The sequence below is a fragment of the Pseudarthrobacter sp. RHLT1-30-1 genome (assembly GCF_059383415.1).
This window is the reverse complement of sequence record NZ_JBWZCG010000022.1, coordinates 18,230-34,452: the sequence shown is the minus strand read 5'-3', so window position 1 is coordinate 34,452 and position 16,223 is coordinate 18,230. Positions and strand designations below refer to the sequence as shown.

Sequence of the window (16,223 nt, the reverse complement as noted above, 5' to 3'; positions counted from 1 at the left end):
GCGCGCGGACCGCTGGGGAGTCGCTGCTGGGCCTGAAACGGCGTGCCCGGCGGATCAACAAGGCGCTGGCGGAGCAGTATCCTTATGCACACGCGGAGCTCGATTTCCGCAGCCCGTTTGAGCTCCTGGTGGCCACGGTGCTGTCCGCGCAGACCACTGACGTCACCGTCAACCAGATCACACCCCTGCTGTTCGCACGCTATCCGGACGCGCGGAGCATGGCCGAGGCGGACCCGGCCGAAGTGGAAGTGATCCTCAAACCCACCGGGTTCTTCCGGGCCAAGACACGGAACGTGATGGCGCTGTGCAACCGGCTCGTCGACGAGTATGACGGCGAAGTACCGGGCCGGCTGGCCGATCTGGTGACGCTTCCCGGCGTCGGGCGGAAAACCGCGAATGTGGTGCTCGGCAACGCGTTTGGCGTCCCCGGAATCACGGTCGATACACACTTTGCCCGGCTCGCGAAGCGCTTCGGCTGGACGGATTCCGACGATCCGGTCAAGATCGAAGCCGACGTCGGTGAACTGTTCGAGCCGAAAGACTGGACCATGCTCTCGCACCGGGTGGTGTTCCACGGCCGGCGGGTGTGCCATGCCCGCAAGCCCGCCTGCGGCGCCTGTGCCGTGGCGAACTGGTGCCCGAGCTACGGGATGGGGGAGACCGACCCGGAGAAGGCGAAGAAGCTGCTCAAGTACGAACTCGCCCCGGGACAGGACGAGCTGCTGTCGAGGCTTCTCGCCGAAACACACCGTGCCGCGGAAATCCGGATGGAATCCCAGCGGAGGCCGCTGTGACGGCCCGCCAGGATCTCATCGACCTGGTGGCCGCGGTGGAGGCCGGAACGGCGCCGCCCCCCGACGCGCGGTGGCGGGAAATCCCCGTCGAAGCGGCCGGGCGGATCCGCCGGGCGGCCGTGCTGATGCTGTTCGGCTCCCTCGATGATGTCCCGGCGACCTCGGTCAAACTCCTGGCGCCGGCAGAACTGGATGTGCTGCTGCTGCAGCGCGCCCATACCCTGGATGACCACCCGGGTCAGGTCGCATTCCCCGGCGGCGGCATCGACCCGGGAGAATCAGTCATCGATGCCGCGCTGCGTGAAGCAGAAGAGGAAACCGGGCTGGATCCGGCCGGCGTCGAGGTCCTCGGTGTGATGCCGGAGCTGGCCCTTCCCCGGGGCAATTTCCTCGTGACGCCGGTGCTGGGCTGGTGGGCGTCCCAGTCACCCGTGCGCGTGGTGGACTACGGCGAGTCGGCCCAGGTTTTCCGCGTTCCGGTCCGGGATCTGCTCGACCCGGACAACCGGGTGATGGCCACCGTGACCCGGGCCGGGCAGACCTTCGAAAGTCCGGCGTTTACCGTCAATGACGTGGTGGTCTGGGGCTTCACCGGGATGATCCTCAACCAGCTTTTCGACCAGCTGGGCTGGGCGGTCCCGTGGGACCGCACGCGCCTGCTCAGTGTCGACACCTGGAGCAGGCTTCACAGCTGAGCAGGAGGTCCCGGCCCTGCCGTGACCCCCGCCCCGCCTGAGTGGCCCTAACCTAGGCCATGGTCCTAACTGGGAGCCATCGTCGCAGCATGCAGCGTCCCGGGCCGTGTGGCGGCCTTCGGGGCCACAGGCTTGCTGCGTCGCCCGGATTTGTCGACGACCAGCCCGGTCGCGGCGTTCTCCCGCACGGCCCTGATGCCCGCGGCGGCGCCCTTGATGGTGTTGAACAGCGGTGAAACGGCGACCACCGTTCCGTCGGATGCCGTCAGCTTGAAGAAGTACTTCTTCTCGCCGGCCTCGGCGATCTCAAAAATTCCAGCCAAAGTGTTGCCTCCCCAAGGAATATGCGTCATTGCATGCCGGTCCGTTGTCGGATCACCGACCGGCCCTTCGAGGGTAACCGCCGTCACACCGGCGCACAACGCTACCGACGGGTACGTTACGGCGGGCGACACGGGCGGATTATTTGGCGTTGTCGTACGAATCCACGACGGCGACGCTCACCGGGAATTCCACCGGGATCCTGCCAAACAGCAGTTGCTTGGCGGCGTTCGCGGCGTCCTCGATGGCGCGGACGCAGGCGTCGACGGCGGCTTCGGGGCAGTGGACCATGACTTCGTCGTGCAGGAAGAAGACCAGTTCCCCGGCGGGGGTTCCGTCCGCGCGCAGGGCACGGAGCCGGCGTCGTAATTCTGCCAGCCAGCAGGCCGCCCAGTCCGCCGCGGAACCCTGCACCACGAAGTTCCGGGTGAACCTGCCGCGCGAGCGGGCGATCGAATCGGCCCGGCGCTGTTCCTCGGCGCTGGTCGACTGCTGGCTTAGCAGCCACCGGTCCGACGGCGGCGGGCTGCTGCGGCCCAGCCGTGACGTGACGGTCCTGCCGGCCTCGCCCTCGCGGGCCGCGTTTTCCACGAAGCCGACAGCCCGGGGATAGGTCCGGGCCAGCTGGGGCATCAGGCGCCCGGATTCGCCGGTCGTGGCCCCGTAGATGGCTCCAAGCAGCGCCACCTTCGCCTTGGCGCGGTCACCGCCGAAACCCTGCGCGGCGATGCCGGCATACAGGTCCTTGTCCCTCGCGGCTTCAGCCATTTTGGAGTCCTGCGCCAGCGCCACCAGCACCCGCGGCTCGAGCTGCGAGGCGTCGGCGACGACCAGCTTGTGTCCTGGATCGGCGTGCACGGCGCCGCGGATCTGACGCGGAATCTGCAGCGCACCGCCGCCGCGGGACGCCCACCGGCCGGAGACCACTCCGCCCACCACATACTCCGGCTGGAACCTGCCATCCTTGACCCACGCATCCAGCCACACCCAGCCGTTGGCGGCGTGCAGGCGGGAGAGCTTCTTGAACGCCAGCAGTGGCTCGATCGCCGGGTGGCTGGATTCCTTGAGTTCCCACTGCCGCGTGGTCTTCACTTCGATGCCGTTCCGGTGCAGGGCGCGCATGAGCTCCTGGGGCGAATCCGGGTTCAGCGAGGGCGATTTCAGCAGCTGCCGCAGCTCGGCAGTGAGCGCTTCCAGCTTGGCCGGACGCTGGCCAAGGGGAGGGCGGGGGCCGAGGTAGTCCGCCAATATCTGCATATGCAGTTCCTCGCGCCACGGCACACCGGTGTGCTGCATTTCCGCCGCGATCATGGCACCGGCCGACTCGGCTGCGAGCAGCAGCTGGAGGCGCTGCCTGTGGTTCCCGCCGGAGTGTTCGACGCCAGGCCCCGGCGCCTGGCTGATCGCCTGCTGCTGTGCCGCGTATTCCGTGCGGAGGTCCTCGGGGCTGTGGCGGGGTGATGGGTGCAGGCCCGGATCGTCAAACAGGGCGCCCTGGTCAGCGGGCGGGGGCGGCGGCTGCAGCGCGCGCGGCGGCAGGTCCTCGTCCTGGGTCAGTTTCTCCGCGTTCTGCGCGTACGCGGTGTGGGCGGTGAACTCCGAGTGCGCCAGGATCGCGCCGCACAGGGTGAGGTCGTAGCAGCGTTCCAGCTCGACGCCGGCGGCCAGCAGCGCGGGGTACCAGTCCTGGGTGCGGTGCCAGATCCAGCGCGGCCGCCTCCGTTCGAGGCCACGCACGACGCCGGTCAGCTCACCGGCGCTGACGATCCGGGCCGCCGGCGCGTCCGGGTGCGGGGCGCCGTCCGCCGTGAGTTCCTGGAGGGCTGCGCCGTCGGCGTGGGCGGCGAGCAGCAGATACATGGGATCAATTCTGCCCTGCCGGTGGGGTTCCTGTTCACCGGGCCCGTCCAGGGTGCCGGCCGGCTGCTGGCGCACTGGCTGCTGCCGCATGTCCCCCGTGCATGTCCCTATGCTTGTCCATCGTTTGTCCACATAGCGGCCGGCGCGGGTTACGGCCCGTGCCGCGGCCCGGAAGAGTGGCCGCATGAGCAGGCACCAACTTCCGACCGCTGGCGCTGACCCCCTCGCCGGCAACGCTCCGTGGGCCGGCGCTGAACCACGGGTTCCCGCCCTGCCGTTTCCCGGGGCATCAGGCGAGTCGGGCACCGGCGACGGCGCCGCGCCGGGAGTTGCGCGGTGGCTGCCCGAGGACTCGGTGCAGACGCTGCTGGTGACGGGGTCCGAGGTGCTGCGCGGGGAAGTGGAACGCGTGGTGGCGGCGTCCGGCGGTCAACTGCGGACGGTGCGGAGCATCAGGGAGGCGGCGGCGTTGTGGGACACGGCCGCGGTGGTGCTGCTCGGCAGCGACATCCCCGATTCGCCGCCGCGGGGACGTTCGCCAGCCGTCCTTGTGGGTCATCACAGCGACGGTGACGGTCTGTGGCTCCTCGCGGCCGCCGTCGAAGCCGAGCGGGTCGCGGTATTGCCGGATGCCGCATCCTGGCTCGCCGAGTACCTCACCCGTGCCCGCACCCCGGAGTCCGGCGGAACAGTCCTCGGCATTGTCGGCGGCTGCGGCGGTGCGGGGGCCAGTACGGCCGCGGTCTGGCTCGCCCATGCTGCCGCCCGGGAGGGAATGCGGGTCCTGCTCGTCGACGGCGACCCGTGGGGCGGGGGTCTGGAGCTGGCGCTCGCTGCCGAGGAAACCCCCGGTCTCCGCTGGCCGGATCTGGCCGACGCCAGCGGCACGATTGATCCCCGCCAGCTTGCCGATTCCCTGCCCGTTGCCGGCGGGTTTCCCTTCCTTTCCTGGCCCGGCAACCGGGAGCGCCACAACGGAGTGGACCAGGCAGTCGTCGCCGGAGTCCTGGACGCCGCCCGCCGCGGCTACGAGCTCGTCCTCGTGGACATCGGGCGGGGACGGGACGCGCTGCGGACCTTCGCCTGGGACTGCGACCGGATAGTCGTCATCGCGCCCGCACTGCTGCGCGCGGCTGTGGCAACGGCGAGGCTCCTGCAGGACCTTCCCGCGGTGGAGACCGTGCTGGTGGTGCGGGGAAAACCGGGGGCCGTACTGGACGCCGGGCTGATTGCCGAGTCCGTCGGGCTGCCGCTGGCCGGGGTCATGCCGGATGTCCGGGGTGCCGCGTCGGCAACCGAGCTCGGGCGCCTGCTGGACACCGCACGGCAGCGCAACGTCCGGCGGTTCGCCGGAATGGTGCTGGACTTCGGAGCGGGAGCCGCCGGATGAGCTCCCATTCCGCGTCGGGCCCCCCGGACGGCGGAGCAAGCCCGGGCGCCCCGCGGTACCGTCCGCCGGTCCGCGCCGCCGTTGACGCCCGGCTGCTGGAATCCGTCCGCGAATCCGTGATGTCCGACGCCGGGCCGGTGACGCCGTCGCGCGTGGCAGCCGCCGTGCAAGCGAGCGGACGCCTGTTGGGGACCGCCGGCGCGCTGGCCGCGGTCGAGGGGATCAGTGCGGAACTGAACGGCCTCGGTCCGTTGCAGGTGCTGGTCCGGGACCCGGCCGTGACCGACATCTTCGTCAACGGCCCTGGCTCCGTCTGGCTGGACCGCGGCGGCGGGCTCGAGCGGGCACCCGTGACCTTCTCCGGTGAACCGCAGGTCCGGGCGCTGGCGGCCCGGCTGGTGGCGGCCGGCGGCCGGCGCCTGGACGACGGCTCACCCTGCGTCGATATCAGGCTCGACGGCGGTTTCCGCGTGCATGCTGTCCTGCCGCCGATCTCCACCACGGGGACGCTGCTGAGCATCAGGATCCGGCGGGAACGGGTCTTCTCGATGGACGAGCTCGGGCGTAACGGGATGTTCGGATCCTTCGTGCAGACCGTGCTCGAACGGATGGTGGAGCACCGTCTGAGTTTCCTGATCAGCGGGGCAACGGGGTCGGGAAAGACAACCCTGCTCGCCACACTCCTGGGCCTATGTTCGCCGGGCGAGCGGCTGGTCCTGATTGAGGACGCAGCGGAGCTGAACCCGGTTCACCCGCACGTCGTGTCGCTGGAGGCCCGGCACGGAAACCTCGAAGGCGGCGGCGTTGTGGACCTGGGCGAGCTCGTGCGGCAATCGCTGAGGATGCGGCCGGACCGGCTGGTCGTCGGGGAGTGCCGGGGAGCCGAGGTGCGTGAACTGCTGGCGGCGATGAATACCGGTCACAGCGGAGGCGGCGGAACCATCCACGCCAATACGGCCGCCGACGTGCCCGCCAGGTTGACGGCGTTGGGGGCGCTGGCCGGGATGGGGCAGGACGCGGTCCGGCTGCAGGCGGCCAGCGCCCTCGACACGGTGGTGCATGTGGAAAGGATCAACGGCGGCCGGACTGTGGCCTGCATCGGTGTGCTGGAAGCTGGCCCGGCGGGCCTGGCGGTCGGTTCCGCGCTGGAGATCTGCGCCGGGGATGTACGCCGGGGGCCGGCGTGGCCCGGGCTGGCGGTCCGTCTTGGATTGGACCCGGGCACGGAGGCGCCGGGAGGGTTGGAGCACCCTGATTGGTTGGGACCTGGGTGACCGCCATGCTCACTGGCGTTCTGGCCCTCGCCATGTTCCTAGCACTCGCGCCCCCGGGAGCGCCGCGGTTCCGGATCCGTGCGGCGCTGGCAGCGGTCCGGGGTGTTCCGGCCGGCGGTTTCCCGCCGGGTCCGGGTTCATTCCGGGGGGCCGGATGGCGGCCCCGGAAGGCGCCGACGGTCTCGATGACCCTCCTGGTCCAGCAGATGGCGGCACTGTTGAGGGGCGGCCGTACTCCCGCACGGCTGTGGGATGAGCTCTGGCTCCTGCACGTGGGAGACCCGCCCGGGTCCTTGCCCGGGTCCTTCACCGATCTCCCGCCCGGGCGGGCCGGGTCCCGGACCGGGGAAGGATCCTCCGGCAGGAGCCCGATGCTGGCGCCGGGATCCGTGCGGCGTCTGGCCGCAGCCCGCGCCGCAGCGATGCGCGGTTCACCCGTCGGGGCGGCAATCCGCTCCGCTGGCGCGAGCACGTCGGCCGCAGCACCCGCCCGCCCGGTCCGGGACCCCAGTCCTAGCGGGGACCTGCGTGAGCGGCGCGTCTGGTATCAGCTCGCCGCATGCTTTGACGTTGCCGAAGCCAGCGGCTGCCCGCTGGCTGACGTGCTGACCCGGTTCGCCGCCCAACTTGAGGCCGAAGACGACGCCGAGGCCGCCCGCCAGACGGCACTCGCAGGGCCCCGGGCGACCGTTCGGCTGCTGACGTGGCTTCCGTTCCTGGGCCTGGGTTTGGGCGTGCTGCTGGGGGTGGATCCAGTCAAGGTCCTGCTGGGAACTCCCCTTGGCGTGGCGGCGCTCGCGGCGGGCCTGGCCCTGACCGCGGCAGGCCGGATCTGGTCGGCTCGGCTCGTCCGGGCGGCTGCGGGACTTCAGCCATGACAGCGGACGCCGGCGGTCTGACGGTGCTTGCGCTGCTGGCGGTCGCGTCACTGACCGCGTTTTCAGACCGCGGCATGGCCCGGCGGAGACTCCGGCGCCAGACGCAGCCTGCCGCGGACGACGGACGCCCGGACACCCCAGACAAGCAGGCCGTAGAGAACGCCGGGGAGGGCGGGGGACCCGGGCTCGGCGACCCGGCCATGATCCTGGAACTCATCGGCGCGATGCTCGACGCGGGAGCCGGACTCGGCCGGGCCCTTGCGCTCGTCGCAGCGCTGGCAGCCCCGGAAGTCCGTGCCCCGCTGCGGCCGGTCGTCGCGGCGCTCGCCATCGGCGCCGACTGGGACACCGCCTGGCGCAGTTCCGACATCCGGTCGCCGGGACTTCTCGCCGTGCGCGAGGCGTTGGGATTTGCCGCGCTCACCGGCGCCCCGTCCTCAGCAATCCTTTACGCCCAGGCATCCCGAATGCGCCGCGAGCGGTTCCGGTCCGCGGAGAAGCAGGCCGCGGCCCTAGGCGTAAAGCTCGTCGTGCCGCTGGGCCTGTGTTCGTTGCCGGCCTTCATCTGCCTCGGTGTCGTTCCGGTGCTGCTGGCGATGCTGCCGGGCTGAGCCCGGCGGGATGGCGGATGGATGGTGGGGAGCATTCCTCCACAGCCCGGGTTATGGAGCGGTTTTCCACTTGGCTCTCAGAGCGCCTTACCTGATGCCCTGCTGGCCGGAAGAGTCGAAGAACAGCCGGCGTCCCGCCGGAAACCAGAGGAAGGAAAGTCATGTCAACTCACCACGTTTCGCCCCTCGGCCCAGGCAACGCCCGGAACGGTTACCCCGGGACGGAGGGCGCTGAGATCCGCGAGATCTACCCGGGGGCCTCTGCCGGTGACCCGTTCCGGGAACGAAAGCGGCGAAAGCTGGTTGGCTCTGAGGCAGGGATGGCGACCGCTGAGTACGCCATTGCCACCCTCGCCGCGGTGGGCTTCGCCGGCATCCTCGTGTTCATCATGCGCAGTGACGAGGTCCGGGGTTTCTTATTGAACCTCATCCGCACCGCGCTCGCCCTGCCGTGAGCCGCCGCGGGCCGGCCGCAGGAGCGGCGCGGCGGGTGGCGCTCCTCCGCCCGGCATCCGGCCGGTGGCGGCCGCGCCGGCGGGACTCAACAAGCCACGGGGCGGTCACGGCTGAATTCGCGGTGGCGCTGCCGGCCGTTCTGCTCCTGCTCGGGCTGCTGCTGGCCGGCTCAGCCGCTGGAGTCACCCAGCTTCGGCTGGAGGAGGCCGCACGTGCCGGCGCCCGCGCCCTGGCCCGGGGCGAGGACGCCGGTGCCGTGGACCTGATCGTCCGCCGGCTCGCGGGTGACTCGGTGGCTTCGGCCGTGGCGTCCGACGGCGAATGGCTCACCGTGACGGTCTCCGGCAGAGTCCCCGGCGCTGTCGGGTCACTGCTGCCCTGGACTCTCTCGGCCCGCGCCTGGGCCCGGGGCGAAACGACTGAACCCTCGGCGGCCAGGGGCGTCGGGGCAAGTCTCCACCTGCTGCAAAGCCTTGCGGCGTGAGCCGGCCACCGACGGGTGTGACGGCTCCAGACGGGCACCCCGAGCGCGGTGCGGGAACCGTGTTGGCGCTGGGGCTGGGGCTGCTGGTCGTTCTGGCTGCGGTAATGATAGCGCTGCTGGCCCAGTCGGCCGCGATGGCAACCCGCGCCGCCGCAGCAGCAGACCTGGCGGCGCTTGCCGCCGCGGACGCTGCCCGGGGCATCACTGCGGGCGAGCCGTGTGCCGTCGCGGCGGACGTCGCGCGCCGGAACAAGGCGAGGGTCCTTAGCTGCACTGAGGGTGCCGGCAGCACGGTCCAGGTCCGCACCGAGCTGGAGGTCAGCACCCCCGTGGGTGCGGCCACCGGGCTGGCCCGGGCGGGGCCGCCGCCGTGAGCGGGCGGTCGAAGAGGCGGCTAGGCCTGCAGCGGTGTGGCGGCGTGGTGCGGCTGCCCGGCGTTCATCTGGTCCGCCGCGTCCTTCAGCAGCACGTTGAGAAGCGTCACGGCGGCGTCCTTGTCGAGGGGGTTGTTCTTGTTGCCGCACTTGGGCGACTGCACGCAGGAAGGGCAGCCCGACTCGCATTCGCAGGCCATAATCGCGTCGCGGGTGGCGGCGAGCCAGACCCGGGCCTTGTCGTAGCCGCGCTCGGCGAAGCCGGCCCCGCCGGGGTGGCCGTCGTACACGAAAATGGTGGGCACCCCGGTGTCGGCATGAATCGCGGTGGACACGCCGCCGATGTCCCAGCGGTCGCTGGAGGCAACCAAGGGCAGCAGTCCGATTGCCGCGTGTTCTGCGGCGTGCAGTGCACCCGGGAACTGGGCCTCGATCAGCCCCGCGCCGGTCAGCGAGCGGTTGTCCATGACAAACCACACCGCCTTGGTGAACAGGTCGCGGGCACCGAGCTCCAGCGGCTCCTCGCCGAGGATCTCATTCGAGATCAGTGCCTTGCGCTGAAAGGAGACCACCTGGGTGGTGACTTTGACATCCCCGAAGTGCACGGCCACATCACCCCACTGGGTGGTGCGCTGCGTTTCGAGCACCTCGATCTGGGTCACGTCACGGGCCGTGGTGTAGTAGTCCGGGTTCGCCCGGCGCACCACCACGCAGTGATCGTCCTCGTTCAGGTCCTCCACCACGTAGCTCTCGCCCTGGTGGACGTAGATCGCTCCTGTGTGGGCCTGGTAATGCGTTTGCGGGGAATCCATGGTCCCGAGCAGGGATCCGGTGTCGGCGTCCACGATGCTCACCGGGCCGCCGCCGTCGGCCCTCAGGTTCACCATCGCCGCGGCGCTTTGCGGGTGGGTCCAGAACCACCCCGCGGGTCGCCGGCGCAGATATCCCTGGGCAACGAGCTGGTCCAGCAGTTTCTCGGACGTGGCACCGAACAGGTCCAGCTCGGCGTACCCGAGCGGCAGTTCGGCGGCGGCGGCACACAGGTGCGGACCCAGCACATAGGGGTTGGCGGGATCGAAGACGGTGGCCTCCACCGAGACGTCGAAGATGGCCTCGGGGTGGTTCACCAGGTAGGTGTCCAGCGGGTCATCGCTCGCGACGAAGGCCGCGATGGCGTCCTGCCCGGCCCGCCCGGCCCGCCCGATCTGTTGGAACAAGGAAGCCCGGGTTCCCGGCCAGCCGGCGACCAGCACGGCGTCGAGGCCGGAGATATCGATTCCCAGTTCCAGGGCAGAGGTGCTGGCGACGCCGAGCAGCTCGCCGGAGCGTAGCGACTTTTCCAGGGCCCGGCGCTCCTCCGGCAGGTAGCCCGAGCGGTAGGCTGCGACCCGCTGCGGCAGGCTGGGATCGACCTCGTCGAGGAGACGCTTGGTGATGGAGGCGATGGTTTCGGCGCCGCGCCGGGACTTGATGAAGGCAATCGTCCGGACCCGCGAGGACACCAGGTTGGCCAGCAGATCCGCGGTTTCCGCCACGGCCGTGCGCCGCTGCGTGGCGCCGTTCTCGCCGCGGAGCTCGGTCAGGGCAGGCTCCCAGAACGCGACGGTGGTTGACCCGTGGGGCGAGGAGTCCTCGGAGACCGCACGCACCGGAGCGCCGATGAGCCGGCCGAAGGAGGTTCCGGGCTCGGACGCCGTGGCCGAGGCGGCGATGAACACCGGCCCGGACCCATCCGGGCTGTAGTAGGCGCAGATGCGGCGCAACCGACGCATCAGGTTGGCCACGTGGGATCCGAAGACGCCACGGTAGCTGTGGGCCTCGTCGACGATCACGTACCGCAGCCGGCGGAAGAACCGCGCCCACCAGGCGTGGTTGGGCAGGATCCCGAAGTGCAGCATGTCCGGGTTGGCCAGGATGAAGTTCGCGTGGTCCCGGATCCACCGGCGGGACGCGGGGTCGGTGTCGCCGTCGTAGGTCTCGGCCCGGACGGTGGGGAGCTTCAGCGCCCGGATGGCGGCCAGCTGGTCGGCAGCCAGGGCCTTGGTCGGCGACAGATAGAGGGTGACGGCGCCGTCGTCGTGGATCTTGCCGGGATCCGCGAGGACGCGAAGTTCGGAGCGGTGGATGGCGTCCAGCGCCGGGAGCTGGTAGGCCAGCGATTTCCCGGAGGCGGTGCCGGTGGCGATCACCACGTTCCCGCCGGCGTGGGCGAGTTCGGCGGCGTCGATCTGGTGGCGGTAGGGCTCGTGGATGCCCAGCGAACCGTACGCGTTCACCAGATCAGGGTGGGCCCAGTCCGGCCACGGGGCATGCACCGCCTGGCGGGCGGCGATGGTGCGCACATGACGCAGCTGTTCCGGGTCCGGGCCGCGGCCCAGCAACGGAATCAGGGAATCATGGGGGTTCACTCATACATTCTTTCACCCGGCCTCAAATCGGCCGGGCGCACGGGATCCCCCGACGACAGGAGCGCGGCCAGGACCTCAGCCTACGGACAGGTCCGAGCCCTCGTCCGAGGTGGAGAGCATCATGACATGGCAGACCGTGGCCCAGCCGAGGTGCGAGTACAGCTTCTGCCCGTCCAGGGACGCGAGCAGCAGCCCGTTTTCGACGTCGTGTTCGAACGCCTGGGCGGCGAGGGCCCGCATGATGAAACTGCCCAACCCCCGGCGCAGGTAGCCGGGCTCGGTGATGATCTTGTCGAAGATTGCGGTGTGGTCGACCACAAAAACGCGCCCGCTGGCCGCCACTTCGTCGCCGGCGTAGACGACGGCATGGTGGACGCCGTCCGATTGGGACTGTGTCCAGCGGAGATCATCATCCGGAAGCCAGGGGTCCTCGGAGTCCTGGGTCTCCATGTCGACGATCATCATGGTTTGCGAGGCGGACGTGACGTTGAGCCCGTGCTGCTGGGCGAGGAAGGAGTACCGCTGGACGTCATTGGTGAGGACCGTCAGGACCCGGGCGGGGATTTCGGCGGTGACAGCGGCCAGCGCGGCGAACTCAGCCTCGGAGGGGTCATGGGCGAAGTACTCCCATTCGTGGGTGGTGTCGGCCCTGAAAGCCGCAGGGAACCGGCCCTCCCGACGCGTCTGATAACCCCGGCAGCCAGCCCAGCCGGTGACCCAGATTTCCAGCAGATGCGTGGTGTCTGCAACCATGGCCTCAAGACTCATGAGACGAGCGTATTCCAGCCCTGCCACAAGCAACAGGGGGCCGGGTCCGGGAACATTCTTGGGTGCCCAATGGTGACCGGCCCGGCCGGCGGGAACCCGGAACCCGTGAAGCCGGGAAGGCCCGCATGCCGGCCCGCGCAGCGGCCCGCACATTACTCTCCCCGCGGCCTGGATTGCCCTGGGCTCCAGATCCACCCAGTACCCTTAAAACGTGGCTTTGAACAGAATTGTGCTCTTTTACGGCTTTACCCCTCTCCCGGACCCGGACGCGATCCGGCTTTGGCAGCGTGCCCTTTGCGAGAAACTTGGCCTGACGGGCCGCATCATCATCTCGAAGGACGGCATCAACGCGACCGTCGGCGGCGAGCTGAACGCCGTCAAGCAGTACGTGAAGACGACCCGCGAATATCAGGGCTTCCACGGCATCGACGTGAAGTGGTCCGACGGCGGCGCCGCGGACTTCCCCCGGCTCAGCGTCAAAGTCCGCGACGAGATTGTGTCCTTCGGCGCCCCGGGGGAACTCAGGGTCGATGCCAACGGCGTCGTCGGCGGCGGCACGCACCTCAATCCCGAGGAACTCCACCGGCTGGTGGAAGCGCGCAAGCAGGCCGGCGAGGAGGTCGTCTTCTTCGACGGACGCAACGGCTTCGAGGCCCAGATCGGCAAATTCAAGGACGCCGTCGTCCCGGACGTGGCCACCACCCACGACTTCATCAAGGAGCTTGACTCCGGCAAGTACGACGCCCTTAAGGACAAACCGGTCGTCACCTACTGCACCGGCGGTATCCGCTGCGAAGTGCTGTCCAGCCTCATGGTGAACCGCGGCTTCAAGGAGGTCTACCAGCTCGACGGCGGAATCGTCCGCTACGGCGAAACGTTCAAGGATCAGGGCCTCTGGGAGGGCTCCCTCTACGTGTTCGACAAGCGCATGCACCTGGAATTCAGCGGCGAAGCGAGAACCATTGGCGAGTGCGTCCGCTGCTCGGCGCCCACGAGCAAGTTTGAGAACTGCTCGAATGCGTCCTGCCGCACCCTCACGCTGTACTGCGCGGAGTGCGCCGCCAGCCCCGAAACGCTCCGCTGCCCGGAGGGCTGCGCGGCCTGAGGCCTCTTGCCCGACCCGGCACCGGTGCCCCGGCGTTGATTCCCCGCGCACTGCCGGCAGGCACACTCGTCACGGGCGTGAAAGCTCAGAGCCGGCTCACCCGGTATGCGAAATTGGCGCCCGCATATGCGCCCGCATATGCGCCCACATTGATGTGCAGCACGGCGCCGGCGGGCAAGAAGACCACGTTGACCCGTGAAGTCCCGCACCGCAGGTCCAGGTCCACCAGTTCACTGTCGTTATGGTCCACGCTGAACGACACCCGCCGAGGGCTCCGGCAGGCAAGGGTAATCGCGTAGCTGCCCTCGGGCAGGTTCGTGGTGGCCTCTTCCCGTTCCTCGCCGGCGCCCAGGGTGCCGAAGTTGCTGTGAAACACCTGTCCCTCGGCGTCGGGCAGCGCCAGGGCCACCCAGGCTTCCAGCTCTGCCCCGGTGACGGGCTGGTTGAACTGGGGATCCCGCGGCAGGGCCGCATCGGTAAATGTCGGGGCCGGGGACTCCGTCTCGCTGGCAAAACCATCGTCATACTCGTAAGCGCACCCGGCCACGGCCGTTCCCAACGCCAGCGCAAGCAAGAAACACACGGCGGATGCCGTGCGGGTCCGAGGCATGTTCAACGGCACGCTCGTTGCCGGAACAGTGAGCATGTGCATACTTTAACCCCGCGCCATTCCCGGGCGCCAGAGGTCCTGCGGCCGCCCCGGGAAGTGCCAGCTACGGCCTTACCGCTCGGGGCCGCTGAAGCTGATCCGGACGCCGGCAACGGCCCCGGTCCCCGGCCCCGGGACGCCGCCGCCGTACCTGACAACGTGGGCCGACACCCGGCCGGGTTCCAGGTCAACCAGCGCCTCCGCCGCGCCGCCGCAGTCGAGGCTAAGCTCCAGCAGCGTCCCGCCCTGCCGCGCGCCCTGGATGACTGACAGGTGCGCATCCGCGGCCCCGACGCAGGCTGCGGTCACCTTGTACTGTCCGGTCCTGGTGACAGTTCCCGACGTCGAGAACCCTCCGCTGCTGGTCCCACCAATCCCGCCCGATCCGCCGAACAGCAGCCCGTCTGGTGTCCCGAGGACGGCTTCGAGCTCGGACAGATGGCGGGTTTCGACGGCCTCCAGTTCCGGATCCCGGGTCGGCAATGGTGCCCGTGCCGGGTCCGACTGGGACGCAGGGCCGGAGGCGGCCGGTGAGATCCCGGCGTCGTCGGCGTATTCGCAGCCGGCCAGTCCCGCGGCCGCCACCGCCAGCAGCAGGGCAGCCCGGACCGTCCCGCGCATCCCCCCGGCAGCTGACATGCTCCGATCCTACTGCCGCTGCCGTTGCGCCGCAGTCACCGCGCCCCGGCCGTGCCGGTGTCCGGCAGGCTAGGAGGCGGGCACCAGCTGGTAGGCATAAATGAGCGGGGCATCAACGCTCGAGGCACTGATCCGGAGCGCACCGGCGGCGGGGACCTTGATGCGTGCTGTCTCGCGGCTGCCGTTGCACGCCGCCCCGGTTTCGCTCAGCCGGGCGCCGTCGAGGGAGGCTTCGAAGAAGGCCTTGCCGCCGCCCTCGCAGCTGATCGTCAGGAGATAGGTGCCCGGGTCTATTGCGGGGGCGGTCTTGGTGATCGGATCCCGGTTGAGGATTTTCCCGGCGTCCTCCAGCACGATCCCGTCGGCCGGGGGAAGCGCCGTGGCCTTCCACGCCGGCACATCCGCCGATTCGATCGAACCGGCCGGGGAGCACGCCGCTGCGGCCAGTACCACGGCGGCACAGAGTGCGGCGCGAGTGGTCCAGGCACGCAGGAAAGACCCGGCGCGTCCGATCGGCCGGGCACACGGGCGGATGGTCCGGGCACGCCGGGACCTGTGGAGAAGGAGCATGCCTCCAACTTACCGCCGTTGCCCGGGGCCGCTGATTCCCCGCCTGCCCGCATGCCGGGCCTTGACCTTGACGTAGCGTCAAGCCCTAGCATCGGCTTAACGGGCCCGGACGGGGCCGCGGCCGGAGCCGAAAGGGGCAGCAGCGTGGAATGGTCGGTGCAGCAGATCGCCCGGACCGCCGGGACCACGAGCCGGACATTGCGTCACTATGACAGCATCGACCTGCTCAAACCCAGCCGGACCGGCGGGAACGGGTACCGGTTCTACGACCAGGCCTGCCTCGTCAGGCTGCAGCGCATCCTGCTCCTTCGGGACCTCGGGCTGGGGCTGCCGGCCATCGCCGAGGTGCTCGACCACGAGCCCGATGCCGAACGGGCACTGGGCCGGCACCTGGAGTGGCTGCGGCAGGAACAGGACCGGCTGGCGCGGCAGATCGCCTCGGTCCGGCAGACGCTTGAAGCACTGAAAGCAGGAGGAGAAATCATGGCGGAGAAGATGTTCGACGGCTTCGACCACACCCAATACAAGGACGAGGTTGAGGAGCGCTGGGGCAAAGAAGCGTACGCGAAAAGCGATGCCTGGTGGCGCCTGATGAGCCCGGCCGAGAAGGACGACTGGAAGGAGCGTTCGCGCCAGCTGGGCAGCGACTGGATCGCCGCAGCGGCGTCGGGCATCGCGGCGGACAGCGCCGAAGCGCAGGAGCTTGCCCGGCGGCACATCGAGTGGCTCACAGCGATTCCCGGCACACCCGCTTCGGCGGCCGCCGCCGGCGGCGCGGACGGGAAAGCCGGCGGGAAGAGTGAGCTGAAGGGCTATGTCACCGGACTCGGCGAGATGTACGTTGCCGATCCGCGCTTCGCCGCAAACTACGGGGGCGCAGCCGGCGCGACGTTCGTCCGTGACGCCCTGCGGCTCTACGCCGGCAGGCACCTCTAGGACCGCTGGCA

At 69.8% G+C, this 16,223-nt stretch carries 18 protein-coding genes; 11 read left to right on the top strand and 7 right to left on the bottom strand.

From position 1 onward, the window contains the following. The first annotated feature begins 23 nt into the window (after positions 1-23). A complete protein-coding gene (gene nth / locus AC50YM_RS15245) occupies positions 24-794 on the top strand; it encodes an endonuclease III (RefSeq protein WP_494957841.1) in 771 nt (256 codons plus the stop codon). Further along, positions 791-1,489, top strand: a complete 699-nt coding sequence (locus AC50YM_RS15240; RefSeq protein ID WP_494957797.1) for an NUDIX hydrolase — start codon at positions 791-793, stop codon at positions 1,487-1,489. The genes nth and AC50YM_RS15240 overlap by 4 nt, the downstream gene beginning before the upstream one ends. 65 nt (positions 1,490-1,554) lie before the next feature. Here the strand turns inward: AC50YM_RS15240 and AC50YM_RS15235 are convergent, their stop codons facing one another. Further along, positions 1,555-1,812 carry a YegP family protein gene (locus tag AC50YM_RS15235; protein WP_494957796.1) on the bottom strand — a complete coding sequence of 86 codons (258 nt, stop codon included), beginning with the start codon at positions 1,810-1,812 and terminating at the stop codon, positions 1,555-1,557. A gap of 139 nt (positions 1,813-1,951) precedes the next feature. Then, positions 1,952-3,670 carry a bifunctional 3'-5' exonuclease/DNA polymerase gene (locus tag AC50YM_RS15230; protein ID WP_494957840.1) on the bottom strand — a complete coding sequence of 573 codons (1,719 nt, stop codon included), beginning with the start codon at positions 3,668-3,670 and terminating at the stop codon, positions 1,952-1,954. A gap of 184 nt (positions 3,671-3,854) precedes the next feature. Between AC50YM_RS15230 and ssd the strand changes: the two genes are divergently transcribed. The 7 genes from ssd to AC50YM_RS15195 all read left to right on the top strand — a co-directional run bounded on the left by ssd (position 3,855) and on the right by AC50YM_RS15195 (position 9,137). Continuing rightward, positions 3,855-5,060, top strand: coding sequence for a septum site-determining protein Ssd (gene ssd, locus AC50YM_RS15225; RefSeq protein WP_494957795.1), 1,206 nt, complete (start codon positions 3,855-3,857; stop codon positions 5,058-5,060). Continuing rightward, positions 5,057-6,334, top strand: a complete 1,278-nt coding sequence (locus AC50YM_RS15220; protein ID WP_494957794.1) for a TadA family conjugal transfer-associated ATPase — start codon at positions 5,057-5,059, stop codon at positions 6,332-6,334. The genes ssd and AC50YM_RS15220 overlap by 4 nt, the downstream gene beginning before the upstream one ends. A gap of 5 nt (positions 6,335-6,339) precedes the next feature. Then, positions 6,340-7,212 (top strand): hypothetical protein, encoded by an 873-nt coding sequence (locus AC50YM_RS15215; RefSeq protein WP_494957793.1) that lies wholly within the window; start codon positions 6,340-6,342, stop codon positions 7,210-7,212. After that, on the top strand, positions 7,209-7,823 hold the full coding sequence (locus AC50YM_RS15210) for a type II secretion system F family protein (protein WP_494957792.1): 615 nt from the start codon (positions 7,209-7,211) through the stop codon (positions 7,821-7,823). Before AC50YM_RS15215 ends, AC50YM_RS15210 begins: the two co-directional genes overlap by 4 nt. A 161-nt stretch (positions 7,824-7,984) precedes the next feature. Further along, on the top strand, positions 7,985-8,278 hold the full coding sequence (locus tag AC50YM_RS15205) for a DUF4244 domain-containing protein (protein ID WP_494957791.1): 294 nt from the start codon (positions 7,985-7,987) through the stop codon (positions 8,276-8,278). A 35-nt stretch (positions 8,279-8,313) separates the two neighbouring features. After that, positions 8,314-8,763 (top strand): TadE family type IV pilus minor pilin, encoded by a 450-nt coding sequence (locus AC50YM_RS15200; protein WP_494957790.1) that lies wholly within the window; start codon positions 8,314-8,316, stop codon positions 8,761-8,763. After that, positions 8,760-9,137, top strand: coding sequence for an Rv3654c family TadE-like protein (locus AC50YM_RS15195; protein ID WP_494957789.1), 378 nt, complete (start codon positions 8,760-8,762; stop codon positions 9,135-9,137). The genes AC50YM_RS15200 and AC50YM_RS15195 overlap by 4 nt, the downstream gene beginning before the upstream one ends. 20 nt (positions 9,138-9,157) lie before the next feature. Here the strand turns inward: AC50YM_RS15195 and AC50YM_RS15190 are convergent, their stop codons facing one another. Further along, positions 9,158-11,545: a DEAD/DEAH box helicase gene (locus tag AC50YM_RS15190; protein WP_494957788.1), complete on the bottom strand. Its 2,388-nt coding sequence runs from the start codon at positions 11,543-11,545 to the stop codon at positions 9,158-9,160. 75 nt (positions 11,546-11,620) lie between these two features. Then, positions 11,621-12,313 carry a GNAT family N-acetyltransferase gene (locus AC50YM_RS15185; RefSeq protein ID WP_494957787.1) on the bottom strand — a complete coding sequence of 231 codons (693 nt, stop codon included), beginning with the start codon at positions 12,311-12,313 and terminating at the stop codon, positions 11,621-11,623. Between the two features lie 211 nt (positions 12,314-12,524). On the opposite strand from AC50YM_RS15185, the gene trhO reads away from it, so the two are divergent. Beyond that, positions 12,525-13,418 (top strand): oxygen-dependent tRNA uridine(34) hydroxylase TrhO, encoded by an 894-nt coding sequence (gene trhO, locus AC50YM_RS15180; protein WP_494957786.1) that lies wholly within the window; start codon positions 12,525-12,527, stop codon positions 13,416-13,418. 85 nt (positions 13,419-13,503) lie between these two features. Here trhO and AC50YM_RS15175 read toward each other — a convergent pair whose 3' ends face one another. From AC50YM_RS15175 to AC50YM_RS15165, 3 genes are all read right to left on the bottom strand, one after another. Next, positions 13,504-14,064, bottom strand: coding sequence for a DUF6023 family protein (locus AC50YM_RS15175; protein WP_494957785.1), 561 nt, complete (start codon positions 14,062-14,064; stop codon positions 13,504-13,506). 75 nt (positions 14,065-14,139) lie between these two features. Further along, on the bottom strand, positions 14,140-14,706 hold the full coding sequence (locus tag AC50YM_RS15170; RefSeq protein WP_494957784.1) for a hypothetical protein: 567 nt from the start codon (positions 14,704-14,706) through the stop codon (positions 14,140-14,142). Between the two features lie 69 nt (positions 14,707-14,775). Further along, positions 14,776-15,276 (bottom strand): DUF6023 family protein, encoded by a 501-nt coding sequence (locus AC50YM_RS15165; RefSeq protein WP_494957783.1) that lies wholly within the window; start codon positions 15,274-15,276, stop codon positions 14,776-14,778. A 144-nt stretch (positions 15,277-15,420) separates the two neighbouring features. Here AC50YM_RS15165 and AC50YM_RS15160 point away from each other — a divergent pair, with 144 nt between their 5' ends. Next, the gene (locus AC50YM_RS15160; protein ID WP_494957782.1) at positions 15,421-16,212 is read left to right on the top strand and encodes a MerR family transcriptional regulator; all 792 of its coding nucleotides are present in this window, start codon (positions 15,421-15,423) and stop codon (positions 16,210-16,212) included. Positions 16,213-16,223: the final 11 nt, after the last annotated feature.